The organism is Mesorhizobium sp. CU3 (assembly GCF_006442965.1).
In the GTDB taxonomy this organism is placed as follows: Bacteria; Pseudomonadota; Alphaproteobacteria; order Rhizobiales; family Rhizobiaceae; genus Mesorhizobium.
The window spans coordinates 678,173-693,083 of the sequence record NZ_VFWX01000001.1; the positions used below are offsets into that span (position 1 = coordinate 678,173).

General features: G+C 65.3%; 14 protein-coding genes. 11 read left to right on the forward strand and 3 right to left on the reverse strand.

The window, feature by feature from the left end:
* Positions 1-26: 26 nt before the first annotated feature.
* Positions 27-797 (reverse strand): L,D-transpeptidase, encoded by a 771-nt coding sequence (locus tag FJ988_RS03240; protein ID WP_140815281.1) that lies wholly within the window; start codon positions 795-797, stop codon positions 27-29.
* 229 nt (positions 798-1,026) lie between these two features.
* Between FJ988_RS03240 and FJ988_RS03245 the strand changes: the two genes are divergently transcribed.
* The 3 genes from FJ988_RS03245 (at position 1,027) to xylB (ending at position 4,616) form a co-directional block, all read left to right on the forward strand.
* Positions 1,027-1,650: a LysE family translocator gene (locus FJ988_RS03245; protein ID WP_140815282.1), complete on the forward strand. Its 624-nt coding sequence runs from the start codon at positions 1,027-1,029 to the stop codon at positions 1,648-1,650.
* 103 nt (positions 1,651-1,753) lie between these two features.
* Complete coding sequence (locus tag FJ988_RS03250) at positions 1,754-3,079, forward strand: tetratricopeptide repeat protein (RefSeq protein ID WP_140815283.1); 1,326 nt, start codon at positions 1,754-1,756, stop codon at positions 3,077-3,079.
* Positions 3,080-3,161: 82 nt separating this feature from the next.
* On the forward strand, positions 3,162-4,616 hold the full coding sequence (xylB, locus tag FJ988_RS03255; protein WP_140815284.1) for a xylulokinase: 1,455 nt from the start codon (positions 3,162-3,164) through the stop codon (positions 4,614-4,616).
* A gap of 197 nt (positions 4,617-4,813) precedes the next feature.
* Here xylB and FJ988_RS03265 read toward each other — a convergent pair whose 3' ends face one another.
* On the reverse strand, positions 4,814-5,176 hold the full coding sequence (locus tag FJ988_RS03265; RefSeq protein WP_140815285.1) for a nuclear transport factor 2 family protein: 363 nt from the start codon (positions 5,174-5,176) through the stop codon (positions 4,814-4,816).
* Positions 5,177-5,287: 111 nt separating this feature from the next.
* Between FJ988_RS03265 and xylA the strand changes: the two genes are divergently transcribed.
* A complete protein-coding gene (gene xylA, locus FJ988_RS03270) occupies positions 5,288-6,613 on the forward strand; it encodes a xylose isomerase (RefSeq protein WP_140815286.1) in 1,326 nt (441 codons plus the stop codon).
* A 215-nt stretch (positions 6,614-6,828) separates the two neighbouring features.
* A complete protein-coding gene (locus FJ988_RS03275; protein ID WP_140815287.1) occupies positions 6,829-7,032 on the forward strand; it encodes a hypothetical protein in 204 nt (67 codons plus the stop codon).
* Positions 7,033-7,057: 25 nt separating this feature from the next.
* Here FJ988_RS03275 and FJ988_RS03280 read toward each other — a convergent pair whose 3' ends face one another.
* Positions 7,058-8,038, reverse strand: a complete 981-nt coding sequence (locus FJ988_RS03280; protein ID WP_140815288.1) for a GlxA family transcriptional regulator — start codon at positions 8,036-8,038, stop codon at positions 7,058-7,060.
* A 78-nt stretch (positions 8,039-8,116) separates the two neighbouring features.
* Here FJ988_RS03280 and FJ988_RS03285 point away from each other — a divergent pair, with 78 nt between their 5' ends.
* The 6 genes from FJ988_RS03285 (at position 8,117) to FJ988_RS03310 (ending at position 14,896) form a co-directional block, all read left to right on the forward strand.
* Positions 8,117-9,040 carry a 3-keto-5-aminohexanoate cleavage protein gene (locus tag FJ988_RS03285; RefSeq protein WP_140815289.1) on the forward strand — a complete coding sequence of 308 codons (924 nt, stop codon included), beginning with the start codon at positions 8,117-8,119 and terminating at the stop codon, positions 9,038-9,040.
* Positions 9,041-9,058: 18 nt separating this feature from the next.
* On the forward strand, positions 9,059-9,685 hold the full coding sequence (locus tag FJ988_RS03290; protein WP_140815290.1) for an HD domain-containing protein: 627 nt from the start codon (positions 9,059-9,061) through the stop codon (positions 9,683-9,685).
* A gap of 3 nt (positions 9,686-9,688) precedes the next feature.
* Positions 9,689-10,810, forward strand: a complete 1,122-nt coding sequence (locus tag FJ988_RS03295; protein ID WP_140815291.1) for a carnitine 3-dehydrogenase — start codon at positions 9,689-9,691, stop codon at positions 10,808-10,810.
* A 4-nt stretch (positions 10,811-10,814) separates the two neighbouring features.
* Positions 10,815-11,978, forward strand: a complete 1,164-nt coding sequence (locus FJ988_RS03300; protein WP_140815292.1) for an acyl-CoA dehydrogenase family protein — start codon at positions 10,815-10,817, stop codon at positions 11,976-11,978.
* A gap of 64 nt (positions 11,979-12,042) precedes the next feature.
* Positions 12,043-14,121, forward strand: a complete 2,079-nt coding sequence (locus FJ988_RS03305) for an acetate--CoA ligase family protein (RefSeq protein ID WP_140815293.1) — start codon at positions 12,043-12,045, stop codon at positions 14,119-14,121.
* Positions 14,114-14,896, forward strand: coding sequence for a carnitinyl-CoA dehydratase (locus tag FJ988_RS03310; protein WP_140815294.1), 783 nt, complete (start codon positions 14,114-14,116; stop codon positions 14,894-14,896). The genes FJ988_RS03305 and FJ988_RS03310 overlap by 8 nt, the downstream gene beginning before the upstream one ends.
* The last annotated feature ends 15 nt before the right edge of the window (positions 14,897-14,911 follow it).

Below are 14,911 nucleotides of genomic sequence, written 5' to 3' on the forward strand. Positions count from 1 at the left end.
GTGGCCGGACAGGCCGCCCGACAGGATCAGACCACGACGACGGGGTTCTTCTTGGAAACGCGGCTGTAGAGGTCGATGATGTCCTGGTTGATCAGCCGCACGCAGCCCGACGACATCGCCTGGCCGATGCTCCACCATTCGGGCGAGCCGTGGATGCGGTAGCCGGTGTCCTTGCCGTCCTGATAGATGTAAAGCGCACGCGCGCCGAGCGGATTTGTGAGGCCGCCGGGCTGGCCGCCCTGCCACTTCACCAGTTCCGGCTTGCGCTGGATCATCTCCGGCGGCGGCGTCCAGACCGGCCATTCGCGGCCATATTGGATGTTGGCGCGGCCCGACCAGCGGAAGCCGTCCTTGCCGATGCCGACGCCGTAGCGGATGGCGTCGCCGCCCGGCTGTACGAGATAGAGCATGCGCTCCTTGAGATGCACGACGATGGTGCCGGGCGCCTCGCCGGTCTTGTCGACGACGATCTGGCGGCGGAATTCCGGCTTGACCTTCTGCCACGGCACCGCCGGCACATTGAAGCCGCCATCAGTCAGCGAGGCATACATGACATCCGGACCGGTGATGTTCTTGTCGACGCTGATCGCCGGGCGCATCGGCGGCACTGAACCGGTGACGGTGTTGTCGAGCTGCATCTGCGGCAAGTCGAGCGTCTCGGTGGTGCTGCAGCCGGCAACGCCCAGTAGCGCCAAGGCGCCAGCGCCAGAGAGCAGGGCGCGGCGGGAAAGCTGAATTTCGGTATCGATTGCGACGCCATTCGAAGGCGGCGTCAGACTTTGCGGCAACTCGCGCATGCACCAAACCCTACGCTGCCGGCGGGAAGCACGGTCCGGCCGGATCGCAGGCATTTTCGCCAGTCATGGTTGAAAAAGCGTGAAAGCCCCGCCCGCAGGCTTAACCCTAACGAGCCGTTGCACACGTGCAGGATCCAGCAGTTCGGCGTCGAGGATTTTTCCGACGGCCTCTTTACAATCGCGACGACCCCAGGATTTATCCTGTTCTTTGCGCTCAAGGAGTAAGGAAATGTCCTTCGAAAACTGGGCTGCCTTTGCCGCCGCCTCTTCCATCCTGCTCGTCATCCCAGGCCCGACGATCCTTCTGGTCGTCTCCTATGCGCTCGGCCAAGGCTGGCGCACGGCGCTGCCGATGGCGGTCGGCGTGGCGCTCGGCGACTTCACCGCGATGACGCTGTCTATGCTGGGCATCGGCGCGCTGCTCGCAGCCTCGGCCACGGTGTTCACCGTGCTCAAGGTGATCGGCGCTGGCTACCTGATCTATCTCGGCATAAAGCTGTTCCGCGCCGGCGGCGCGCTGAAGGCGGAGCCGCGCACCGACGCGGTGTCGGCGGCGAGGATGATGGCGCATGCCTGGCTGGTCACCGCGCTCAACCCGAAGAGCATCACCTTCTTCGTCGCCTTCCTGCCGCAGTTCCTCGACCGGCATGCCGATTTCTGGCCGCAGATGCTGATCTTCGAGACGACCTTCCTGACGCTGGCCTTCGCCAATGCGTTCGGCTACGCGCTCGTGGCCTCGCGCGCTCGCGCCATCGTGCGCAACGAGAAGGCGATCCGCATCTTCAACCGGACCGGCGGCACGCTGCTGGTCGGCGCCGGCATCGCCACGGTGGCGATGCGCTCGGGGAGTTGAGGCCGAGAGCGCGCATCGCCTCGTTGTTCGATTGGCGGCCAGACTGACGATGCTCTAGGATCGGAGCCTCGACAACGTATCTGCGACCATCGAAGGACACGGCATGACGGTGAAGGACGCATTCGGCCTGAGCTATTCGGGCGCGACCGATGTCGGTTTGTCGTCCTACGCCAAAGCCGTGCACGAGCTGCAGTGCTTCATCGGCGATCCGGTGGGTTCCATCGACCGCGCCATCGCGGATGATCCGGCCTTCGTCATGGCGCATGTCTTCAAGGGCTATCTGTTCGGGCTCGCCACCGAGCGCGACGCTTCGGCGGTTGCCCGGGCAAGCTATGAGGCGGCGCTGCCATTGGCGGCGACCGCGCGCGAACAGGCGCATGTGGCGGCGCTCGGCCATCTCGCCGACGGCCGCTGGCATGACGCCGCCCGCCTGCTGGAGGACATCGCCATCGACAATCCGCTCGATGCGCTGGCGTTGCAGGTCGGGCACCAGATCGACTTCTTCACCGGCAATGCCCGCATGCTGCGCGACCGCATTGGACGGGCGCTGCCGGCCTGGCAAAAAACCATGCCGGGTTACCACGCCATCCTCGGCATGCAGGCCTTCGGACTGGAGGAAATGGGCGACTATGCCCGCGCCGAGAGCTTCGGCCGGCAGGCGATCGAGATCGAGCCACGCGACGGCTGGGCGCAGCATGCCGTCGCGCACGTCATGGAAATGCAAAGCCGACAAAGAGACGGCATCGCCTGGATGCGCGCCAACCCCGAGGCATGGACGAAGGAAAGCTTCCTCCAGGTCCACAATTGGTGGCATCTGGCGCTGTTCCACTACGATCTCGGCGAGATCGACGAGGTGCTGAAACTCTATGACGGGCCGATCTTCGGCGCGCGCTCGACGCTGGCGCTGAACATGGTCGACGCCTCGGCGATCCTGTGGCGGCTTTATCTCGGCGGCGCCGATGTCGGCGACCGCTGGCAGGCGCTCGCAGCGAACTGGGCGCCGAAGGCGGGAGCCGGGAATTACGCCTTCAACGACGCACATGCGATGATGGCCTTTGTCGGCGCCGGGCTGGACGCGCCGGCTAAAACGCTGATCGAGGCGCAACGCGAGGCGATGCGGAGCGGTGACGACAACGCCGCCTTCACCCGCGATGTCGGCCATCCGCTGACCTTGGCCATCAAGGCGTTCGGCGAAGGCAATCATGCCGAAACCGTGCGGCTGATCCGGCCGATCCGCTCGATCGCGCACCGCTTCGGCGGCAGCCATGCGCAACGCGACGTGATCGACCTGACACTGATCGAAGCGGCGCTGCGCGCCGGCGACACGGCGCTGGCGCGGGCGCTGACGGCGGAGCGGCAGCTGGCGCGGCCGGACAGCCCGCTGTCGGCGCTGTTCCTGCGGCGCGCCGCCGATTTGCCTGACAATTGACCCGAAGCGGATCTTGCCGTAAAAACTGGCCAAGCCAGATTTTTTCGAGATCCGAAAAAATTAATGGCAATGGGAGGATATCATGTATCTCGGCCTCGACCTGGGCACCTCGGGCGTCAAGGCGCTGCTGATCGACGACGGCCAGAAGGTCGTCGGTTCCGGCCACGGCTCGCTCGATGTCTCGCGGCCGCATCCCGGCTGGTCGGAGCAGGACCCGGCGCATTGGGTCGAGGCCTGCGAGACGGCGATCGCCGAATTGAAGGCGGCGCATCCCAAGGAACTTGCGGCGGTCAGGGGCATCGGCCTGTCCGGCCAGATGCATGGCGCGACCTTGCTCGATACCGCTGACAATGTGTTGCGTCCCTGCATCCTGTGGAACGACACCCGCAGCCATGCCGAGGCGGCGGCGCTCGATGCCGATCCGCGCTTCCGTAAGCTCACCGGCAACATCGTCTTCCCGGGCTTCACGGCGCCGAAGCTCGCCTGGGTGAAGAACAACGAGCCGGTCCTCTTCGCCAAGGTCGCCAAGGTGCTGTTGCCCAAGGATTTCCTGCGGCTCTGGCTGACCGGCGAGCATATTTCGGAAATGTCGGATTCGGCCGGCACCTCCTGGCTCGATGTCGGCCAGCGTCGCTGGTCCTCCGAGTTGCTGGCGGCGACATCGCTCGACGAGAAGCACATGCCGTCGTTGGTCGAAGGCACGGCCAAGGCCGGCGCCTTGCGCGGCGAGCTGGCTTCCAAGTGGGGCATCGCGGCGGGCACCCCGGTTGCCGGCGGCGCCGGCGACAATGCGGCCTCGGCCTGCGGCATGGGCACGGTCGGCGCCGGCCATGCCTTCGTGTCGCTCGGCACGTCGGGCGTGCTGTTTGCGGCCAATGCCTCCTATTTGCCCAATCCCGAAAGCGCGGTGCACACCTTCTGCCACGCGCTGCCCGCTACCTGGCATCAGATGGGCGTCATCCTGTCGGCCACGGATTCGCTGAACTGGCTGTCCGAGATCACCGGCAAAAGCGCCGGCGACCTGACCGGCGAGTTGGGCGACGCGCTGAAGGCGCCGACGGGCGTCACTTTCCTGCCGTATCTGTCGGGCGAGCGCACGCCGCACAATGATTCCGCCATTCGTGGCTCGTTCACCGGGCTGGCGCACGAATCGAGCCGCGCCGTGCTGACGCAAGCCGTGCTCGAAGGCGTCGCCTTCGCGTTCCGCGACAGCCTGGAAGCGCTGAGGAAGGCCGGCACGACGCTGACCAGGGTAACCGCCATCGGCGGCGGCTCGCGCTCGCGCTACTGGCTGAAGGCGATCGCCACCGCGCTGCAGGTGCCGGTCGATATTCCGGCCGACGGCGATTTCGGCGCGGCGTTTGGCGCGGCGAGGCTGGGGTTGATTGCCGCGACAGGGGCTGATCCGCTGGCGGTGTGCACAGCGCCGAGGACGGACGCCACTGTCGAGCCGGATGCTGGGCTTGGCGGGGCTTATGCGGATGCCTATCAGCGCTATCGGGCGCTTTATCCGGCGATCCGGGCGGTAACTGCGTGAGTCAGCGCGAGGCCCCCCTCTCTGGCCTGCCGGGCATCTCCCCCTCGTGGGGGGAGATTGGCAGTTTTGGCGCCTCGCTTATTCCTGCAACGTTGATGGTTGGGGAAGGCCTGCGTGACAATCAATCTCCCCCCTTGAGGGGGAGATTGCCGGCAGGCCAGAGAGGGGGGCCTCGCACCCAACCTAACAGCGGAAACTCACTGCGCCGGCACCTTGTCCAAAAACCCGGTGATGCTCTTCAGCCGCCCGTTCTCGATGACGCCGATATCCGTTCCCTCGATGACGGACTCGACACCTTCCGGCCCGAGATTCCACGAGAAGCGGATCCTGTCGCCAAACCCATCCGGCTGACCCTTCAGCGAAAACCTGAAGCCGGCGAAACGCTGTTGGACGCCATCGATAAGGGCCGCGATGCCGTCATGGCCGTCGCCCTGCATGACCGGGTCGCGGTAGCTGACATCGCTGGTGAAGGCCGCTTCGAGCAAAGCCTTGCGGCGGGTCGCGTCGCTCTCGTTCCAGGCGGTGATGTAGTTGCGGGCAATGGTGTTGAGGTCGGTCATTGTCATGTTCCTTCGTTGGATCGTTTCGACATGACCCTTTTCGCCCCGCCAAAGAGTGAAACCAATTACGCCTGAGGTAATCGGGCCGAACATCCGGAGAGGAAGGAAACCATGAGCAGCGGCTTTTTCGGCGACATCAAGACAATCAAATATGAAGGGCCGGATTCGACCAATCCGCTGGCCTATCGCCACTACAACCCCGACGAAGTGGTGGCCGGCAAGCGGCTGGAGGACCATCTGCGCTTCGCCGTCGCCTATTGGCACTCCTTCGCCTGGCCGGGCGGCGATCCGTTCGGCGGCCAGACCTTCGACCGCCCGTGGTTCGCCAAGCCGGGCGCCATCGACACGATGGAGCTGGCGAAACTGAAAGCCGACGTCGCCTTCGAGATGTTCTCGCTGCTGGGTGCGCCCTATTTCTGCTTCCACGACGCGGACGTGCGCCCCGAAGGCAAGGATTTCTCCGAGAGTGCCGCACGGCTCGACGAGATCGCCGACTATTTCGCGGACAAGATGAAAAAGACCGGCGTCAAGCTGCTCTGGGGCACGGCGAACCTGTTCTCTCACCGCCGTTTCATGTCGGGCGCGGCTACCAATCCGGACCCGGATGTCTTCGCTTATGCGGCGGCGACGGTGAAGAGCTGCATCGACGTCACCAAGCGGCTGAAGGGCGAGAACTACGTGCTGTGGGGCGGGCGCGAAGGCTATGAGACACTGCTCAACACCGACCTTGGCCGCGAGCAGGAGCAGGCCGGCCGCTTCCTCAACCTCGTCGTCGACTACAAGCACAAGATCGGCTTCAAGGGCACGATCCTGATCGAGCCCAAGCCGCAGGAGCCGACCAAGCATCAGTACGACTACGACGTCGCCACGGTCTACGGCTTCCTGAAGCGCTTCGGGCTGGAGAAGGAAGTAAAACTCAACATCGAGCAGGGCCACGCCATCCTTGCCGGCCATTCCTTCGAACACGAACTGGCCCTAGCCAATGCGCTGGGGGTGTTCGGCTCGATCGACATGAACCGCAACGACTACCAGTCGGGCTGGGACACCGACCAGTTCCCCAACAATGTGCCGGAAATGGCCTTGGCCTATTACCAGGTCCTGCAAGGCGGCGGCTTCAAGACCGGCGGCACCAATTTCGACGCCAAGCTGAGGCGCCAGTCGCTCGATCCGGACGACCTCCTGATCGGCCACATCGGTGGCATGGACGCCTGCGCGCGCGGTCTCAAGGCGGCGGCGAAGATGATCGAGGACAAGGCGCTGTCGGGCCCGCTCGCCGAACGCTATGCCGGCTGGAACACGGCCGAAGGCAAGGCGATGCTCGCCGGCAAGCGCACGCTGGAAGAGATCGCCGAACGCGTGGTGAAGAAGAAGATCGAGCCGCAGCCGCGCTCCGGCCGGCAGGAACTCTTGGAAAACATCGTCAACAGATACGTCTGATTGTTGGAACGACATCCGCCGCGCGTGGCTGAACGCCACCGCGGCGCCGTGTGTGGCCCGGTTTCCCTTGGGAACAGCCTTGCCACAAACTGTGTCCGGCGGACAAAACTTTGCCCCGCGCCGCCCCTCAATCACCTCGCTCCTGCCTTCAAACTGCCGTCACGTACATCGTATAAAGATGACCTGTGGCGGGTGAAAAAGAAGGAGGCGAACCGATGCAGCACGAACGTGAGATCGACGCCCTGCTCGCATCCGGCGACACCGGATCGATCATCGACCGGCTGATGGCCTTGCCGCGGCCGACGGACGACGTGAAGACCGAATGGGATCGCGCCGTCAGCAACCGCTTCGAAGTGCGTCTGGCAAGACAGATGCGTTCGCAGATGGACAGCGCCAGCGAGCGGCAGACCGCCGCCTAAGCGAGCGGCAGACCGCAGCCCAACCCTACCCTCGGCGAAGCCTGACCGGCGCCTCGCCGAAAGCTCTCGAAAATGCCCTGGAAAATGCCGCGGCGGACGAGAACCCCGTACGTCCGGCAATGTCGGCCATGGCGATGCGCGTATCGACGACGAGACGACGGGCGGCGCTGAGGCGCAGCCTTAGATAATAGGCGCCCGGCGTCTCGCCGATCGACTTGCGGAAGATGCTTTCGAGCGTGCGCGCCGTCACGCCGGCGCGCTTGGCCACGGCATCGATGGTCAGCGGCTGGTCGACATGGGCTTCCATCAGCCGGATCGCCTGGGCGAGGCGTGGATCGTAACCGTCGAGACGCCCGAGCGAGACGAGCGGCTGCGCGTCAGTCGCGGCGCGCGCCTGGTCGTAGATGAAGACGCTGGCGACATCGAGCGCGGCGGCCATGCCGAGCCGGGTGCGGACCAGATGCAGCATCAGGTCGAAGGTCGGAGAGGCGCCGCCGGAGGTGAAGACCGGGCCGTCGATGACGTAGCGGTCCGGCCGCACGTCGACGCCCGGGAAAGCGGCGGAGAAATCCTCCATGTCTTCCCAATGGGTGGTGGCGCTGCGGCCTTCGAGCAGGCCGGCGCGTGCCACCAGCCAGGTGCCGGCCTCGACGCCGCCGCAGGCGCGGGCCGCGCGGGCGGCGCGCCGCAGGCCGGCCAGCAGCGCCGAGGTGGCGTAATTCTGCGTGCCGAAGCCGGCGACGACGACCAGCATGTCGGTCGGCTCGGCGGCGTCGAAGCGGCCGCTGACGGCCACAGGCAGGCCGCAAGTGGTGACCGGCGCCTCGCCGGTGACCGAGACCAGCTTGAAATCGAACAGCGTCTCGCCGGAGATGCGATTGGCGGCGCGCAGCGGGTCGACGGCGGAAGCGACGCACATGATCGACGAACCGGAAAACACCAGGAACGTCACCTTGAGCGGCGAGCGTTCCGAGACAAAGATGCTCGGTTTTTCGCTTTTGATCATGAGAACTTCGTAAAACGCAAAACAGTTCCCCGCAAGTCGCGCGATGCTGGCGTCACAATCGAACTGGGAGGATAGACGATGCCGCTCGCGATGAACCGTGAGGTCTTCATTACCTGTGCCGTGACCGGGTCCGGCGGCACGCAGGACCGTTCTCCTCATGTGCCGCGCTCGCCCAAGCAGATCGCCGATTCGGCGATCGACGCCGCCAAGGCCGGCGCCGCCATCGTCCACTGCCATGTGCGCGACCCCGAGACCGGCAAGCCCAGGCGCGACGTTCACCTCTACCGCGAGGTGACCGAGCGCATCCGCGACGCGAATGTCGACGTGGTGCTGAACCTCACCGCCGGCATGGGCGGCGACATGGTGTTCGGCTCGACGGAGGCGCCGCTGCCGCTCAACGAGAAAGGCACCGACATGGGCGGCGCCACCAACCGCATGGAGCATGTGCGCCAGTGCCTGCCGGAGATCTGCACGCTGGATTGCGGCACGATGAACTTCAACGAAGCCGACTACGTCATGACCAATACGCCCGGCATGCTGCGCGCCATGGGCGGCATGATGACGGCGCTGGGCGTCAAGCCGGAGATCGAAGCCTTCGACACCGGGCATCTGTGGTTCGCCAAGCAGCTGGTCGAGGAAAAGGTGCTCAATGCGGATGCGCTGGTGCAGCTCTGCATGGGCGTGCCATGGGGCGCGCCGGACGACCTCAACACCTTCATGGCGATGGTCAACAACGTGCCCTCGACCTGGAACTGGTCGGCCTTCTCGATCGGCCGCAACCAGATGGCCTATGCCGCGGCGGCGGTTCTGGCCGGCGGCAATGTCCGCGTCGGTCTGGAAGATAATCTGTGGCTCGACAAGGGCGTGCTGGCGACCAACGCGCAGCTGGTCGAGCGCGCCGCGAGCATCGTCACCAATCTCGGCGCCCGCATCCTCGGACCGGAAGAGGTACGCAAGAAGCTCAACCTGACCAAGCGGGCGCCGATCGCAGCTGCAGCGTAAGGACGGGGCTGGCGCGCCATGGCTGATACCGTCAAATTCACCGCGATGAAGGACGGCGACAAGGAAGACTACGAATTCCTGACCGCCCATGAGATCGACTACGCCGCCAGGACCGGCGAGCGGCTGCTCGACGCTCTCGTCCAGCTTGACGAGGGCCTGTCGGGCTACAAGATCACCCGGCTCGGCCATTCGCTGCAGGCGGCGACGCGCGCCTGGCGCGACGGCGCCGACACGGACTGGATCGCCTGCGCGCTGCTGCACGACATCGGCGACATCTACGCACCCTACAACCACGACGAATATGCCGCCGCGATTCTGAAACCCTTTGTGCGCGAGCAATGCACCTGGGTGGTGGAAAAGCACGGCGACTTCCAGCGCCTCTATTATGCGCACCATGTCGGCGGCAACCGGCATGCGCGCGACCGCTTTGCCGGCCATGCCTATTTCGGCGATTGCGACCAGTTCTGCGAGCGCTGGGACCAGTCGAGCTTCGACCCTGATTACGAGACCTTGCCGATCGAGTTCTTCCGGCCCTTCGTGCTCGAAGTCTTCGCCCGCAAAGCCTACGACCCCTCGGTGATCCGCGCCGGCGAGCGCGTGGCGCTTACCGACCCCGAAACAGCCAAGACAAGAACCGGAGCCTGACCCATGAGCATCATCAACAAGGCGGCCGCCATCGGCGGCGGTGTCATCGGCGCCGGCTGGGTGGCGCGGCTGCTCTTGAACGGCATCGACGTCTCGATCTTCGATCCGGATCCGGAAGCCTCGCGCAAGGTCGGCGAAGTGATGAAGGGGGCGCGCCGCGCCTATAAGCAAATGCTGCCCGGCGGCCTGCCCAAGGAAGGCAAGCTGACCTTCGCCAAGACCATCGCCGAAGCGGTCGCTGATGCCGACTTCATCCAGGAGAGCGTGCCGGAACGGCTCGACCTCAAGCACAAGGTGCTGGCTGAGATCGACGCGCATGCGCCGGCCAACGCCATCGTCGGTTCGTCGACCTCCGGCATCAAGCCGACCGACATGCAGGTGGCGATGAAGAAGCATCCGGAGCGGCTGGTGGTCGGCCATCCGTTCAACCCGGTCTATCTGTTGCCGCTGGTCGAGATCGTCGGCGGCGAACAGACTTTCCCGGAGGCGATCGAGGTCGCCAAGGAGCTCTATGCCTCGATCGGCATGAAGCCGGTGGTGGTGCGCAAGGAGATCGAGGCCTTCGTCGGCGACCGCCTGCTCGAAGCGGCCTGGCGCGAGGCGCTGTGGCTGGTCAAGGACGGCATCTGCACCGTCGAGGAACTCGACGACATCATGCGCTATTCCTTCGGCCTGCGCTGGGCGCAGATGGGCATGTTCCAGGTCTATCGCGTCGCTGGCGGCGAAGCCGGCATGCGCCACTTCATGGCGCAGTTCGGGCCTTGTCTGAAATGGCCGTGGACCAAGCTGATGGACGTGCCGGAGTTCAACGACGAGCTGGTCGACCTGATCGCCACCCAGTCGGACGAGCAGGCGCACGGCCTTTCAATCCGCGAGCTGGAGCGCATCCGCGACGACAATCTGGTCGCGATCATGGATGCGCTGTCGAAGCAGAACAAAGGCAAGGGTTGGGGCGCCGGCGCGCTGCACAAGGACTATACCAAGCAGCTCGCCAAGCTGGCGGCGAAGAAGGCCCCGGCCAGGGCCGCGGATAAGGCCAAGCCGGCGAAGAAGGCCGCCAAGCCGGCAAAGGCTGAAAAGCCCGCCAAGGCCGAGAAGGCGAAAAAGAGCAAGAAGAAGGGCTGAGGCGATGGATTTCGGTCTTTCCGAGGAACAAAAACTCATCGTCGAGACGACACGCGCCTTCGTCGAGAACGAGCTCTACCCGCATGAGCGCGAGGTGGAGCGCACAGGCGAATTGCGCCGCGAATTGATCGACGAGCTCAAGGCCAAAGCGATCGAAGCCGGGCTTTACGCGGCCAACATGCCCGCCGATGTCGGCGGCGCCGGCCTCGATACAGTGAGCTGGCTGCTCTACGAAAAAGAGCTCGGCCGCGCCAATTACGCGCTGCACTGGACCTGCGTGGCGCGTCCTTCCAACATCCTGCTCGCCGGCACGCCGGAACAGCGCGAGAAATATCTCTTCCCCTGCATTCGCGGCGAGAAGTGGGACTGCCTGGCGATGACCGAGCCGGGCGCTGGCTCAGACCTGCGCGGCATGAAGGCAACCGCCGTGCAGGACGGCTCGGACTGGGTGCTCAACGGCACCAAGCATTTTATCTCCCATGCCGATCTCGCCGATTTCGCGATTTGCTTCATGGCCTCCGGCGAGGAAGAGACCCCGCGCGGCAAACGCAAGAAGATCACCGCCTTCTTCGTCGACAAGGGCACCAAGGGTTTTTCGGTGCGCGACGGCTACCGCAACGTCTCGCATCGTGGCTACACCAACTCGATCCTGGAGTTCGACGATTGTCGGCTGCCGGCATCGCAGGTGCTCGGCGAAGTGCACAAAGGCTTCGACGTCGCCAACTCCTGGCTCGGCGCCACGCGCCTGCAGGTCGGCGCCACCTGTCTCGGCCGCGCCGAGCGCGCGCTCGGCCATGCGATAGAGTATTCAGCGCAGCGCCAGCAGTTCGGCCAGCAGATCGGCAAGTTCCAGGGCGTCTCCTTCAAGCTCGCCGACATGGCGACCGAACTGAAGGCGGCCGACCTGATGGTGTTCGAAGCCGGCTGGAAGTACGATCAGGGCACCGTCACCGATCAGGACATGGCGATGGCCAAGCTGAAGGCCACCGAAATGCTGGCTTATGTCGCCGACGAGGCGATCCAGATCCATGGCGGCATGGGGCTGATGGACGACCTGCCGCTGGAGCGCATCTGGCGCGACGCCCGCGTCGAGCGCATCTGGGAAGGCACATCGGAGATTCAGCGACATATTATTTCGCGGGCGTTGCTGCGTCCGTTTGGTGCTTAGAGCATAACCGCCCGAAGCCGGGCTCCCGGCTTTGGGAAGATCATGCTCAAACGAAAAGATGGCCATGCATAAACTCGAACGTCTCCTGCGCCCGAAATCGATCGCCGTGTTCGGCGGGGCGCAGGCCGCCGCCGTTGTGGCGCAATCGATCAAGATGGGCTTTGCCGGCGAAATCTGGCCGGTGCATCCGACAAAGGACGAGGTCGCCGGCCGCAAGGCCTACCGCTCCGTCGCCGAGCTTCCCGGCGCGCCGGACGCCGCCTTTGTCGGCGTCAACCGGCATCTCACCATCGAGGTGATCAAGGCGCTGGCCGAGCGCGGCGCCGGCGGCGCCGTCTGCTTCGCGGCGGGCTTCCTCGAGACCGAGGCCTATGACGAAGACGGCGAGCGGCTGCAGGCGGAACTCGTCGCCGCGGCGGGCGAGATGCCCATCATCGGGCCGAACTGTTACGGCCTGATCAACTATGCCGACGGCGCGCTGTTGTGGCCCGACCAGCATGGCGGCATCAGGCTTGCGGAAGGCGGCAAGGGCGTCGCCATCATCACGCAATCCTCCAACATCGCCATCAACATGACGATGCAGAAGCGCGGCCTGCCGATCGCCTTCCTGATGACCGCCGGCAACCAGGCGCAGACCGGGCTGTCCGAAATGGCGCTCGGCCTGATCGAGGACGAGCGCGTCACGTCGCTCGGCCTGCATATCGAGGCTTTTGACTCCGTAGCCGGCTTCGAACGATTGGCCGCCAGGGCGCGCGAGCTGAAGAAGCCGATCATCGCCATGAAGGTCGGCCGCTCCGAACAGGCGCGGCAGGCGACCGTCTCGCACACGGCCTCGCTGGCCGGCTCGGACGCCGCCTCCGGAGCCTTCCTGCGGCGACTCGGCATTGCGCGTGTCGATTCCATCCCCGCCTTCATCGAAGCGCTGAAGCTCTTGCACATCACCGGGCCCTTGGCCGGCTATAAGCTCTCGTCGATGAGTTGCTCGGGTGGCGAAGCCTCGGTGATGGCCGACAGCGCCGAGGGGCGCTGGGTGCATTTCCCGTCGCTGACCGAAAAGCATCGCGCCCACGTCAAATCGACACTCGGGCCGCTGGTCGCGGTCGCCAATCCGCTCGACTACCACACCTTCATCTGGAACAACGAGCCGGCGATGACCGCGACGTTCACCGCCATGGTGTCGGGCGGCTTCGATTTGAATATGCTGGTGCTCGACTTCCCGCGCCCCGATCGCTGCTCGGTCACCGACTGGTGGGCGACGCTGCGTGCCTTCGAAGCGGCGCTGAAAACCAACAAGGCGCATGGCGCGATCGTTTCGTCGCTGCCGGAAAACCTGCCGGAGGAATACACGGCCGAGCTGATGGCGCGCGGCATGGTGCCGTTGTTCGGCATCTCGGAAGCCATGGACGCCGCCGGCGCCGCGGCCTTCATCGGCTGGGCCTGGGCTGAACCCCAGGCGCAGCCGATCGACACGCGGGCCGCGGGTGCGGCCGGCGGCGGCCATGTGACGCCAGACGAGGCAGAAGCCAAGGAGCGGCTGATCAAAGCCGGCTTGCCGGTGCCGAAGGGCGAACGCGCCGCCAATGCCGTCGACGCCGTGATCTCGTCGATGGCGCTCGGCTTCCCGGTGGCGCTGAAGGCGCTCGGCGTCACCCACAAGTCGGAAGTCGGCGCTGTCAGGCTGAACCTGAGGGATGCCGAATCCGTCAGCACCGCCGCGCATGACCTTTTGCCGCTCGGCACCGGGCTCTATGTCGAGCGCATGGTACGTGACGGCGTCGCCGAACTGATCGTCGGCTTCACCCGCGACCCGATGTTCGGCGCCGTCATGACGCTGGGCACCGGCGGCGTGCTGGTCGAGCTGTTGCGCGACAGCGTGACCTTGATGCTGCCGGCGACCCGCGACGACATCGAGGCGGCCCTGCGCCGCCTGAAACTGTTCCCGTTGCTCGAGGGCTATCGTGGCCGGCCGAAGGCCGATGTGCAGGCGGCCATCGACGCCATCGCCGGCATTGCCGGTTTCGTGCAGCAGAATGCCGGCGAGATCGAGGAACTCGACATCAACCCGCTGATCGTCTGCGCGGAAGGCAAGGGCGCGTGGATCGCCGATGCCTTGCTGGTGCTTGGAGAAAAGAAGAATGGCTGAAATCATCACCACCCGCCGCGAAGGCGCGATCCTCGAGGTCACGCTCGACCGGCCGAAGGCCAATGCCATCGACCTGAAGACCTCGCGGCTGATGGGCGAGACCTTCAAGGCGTTCCGCGACGATCCCAGCTTGCGCGTCGCCATCGTCAAGACGGCGGGCGACAAGTTCTTCTGCGCCGGCTGGGACCTCAAGGCGGCCGCCGCCGGCGATGCGGTCGACGGCGACTATGGCGTCGGAGGCTTTGCCGGCCTGCAGGAACTGCGCGATCTGAACAAGCCGGTGATCGCCTGCGTCAACGGCATGGCGGTGGGCGGCGGCTTCGAGCTGGCGCTGTCCTGCGACCTCATCTACGCCTCGGATCACTCGTCCTTCGCGCTGCCCGAAATCCGCGCCGGCACGCTGGCGGATGCCGCCACCATCAAACTGCCGAAGCGCATCCCCTACCATATCGCCATGGACCTTCTGTTCACCGGGCGCTGGATGGATGTGGCGGAAGCGCATCGCTGGGGCCTGGTCAACGAGGTGCTGCCCAAGGACAAGCTCGAGGACCGCGTCTGGGAGATCGCGCGACTTCTGGCCAGCGGCCCGCCGCTGGTCTTCGCCTCGATCAAGGAAACGGCGCGGGTGGCCGAGGCGCTGACCTTCCAGGAGGCGATGAACAAGGTCACGCGCCGGCAGCTGCCGACGGTGGATGTCCTCTACGGGTCGGAGGACAATATGGAAGGGTTTCGGGCGTTCGCGGAAAAGCGCGATCCGGTGTGGAAGGGCAGATAGTTCCAGCCGTTCCAG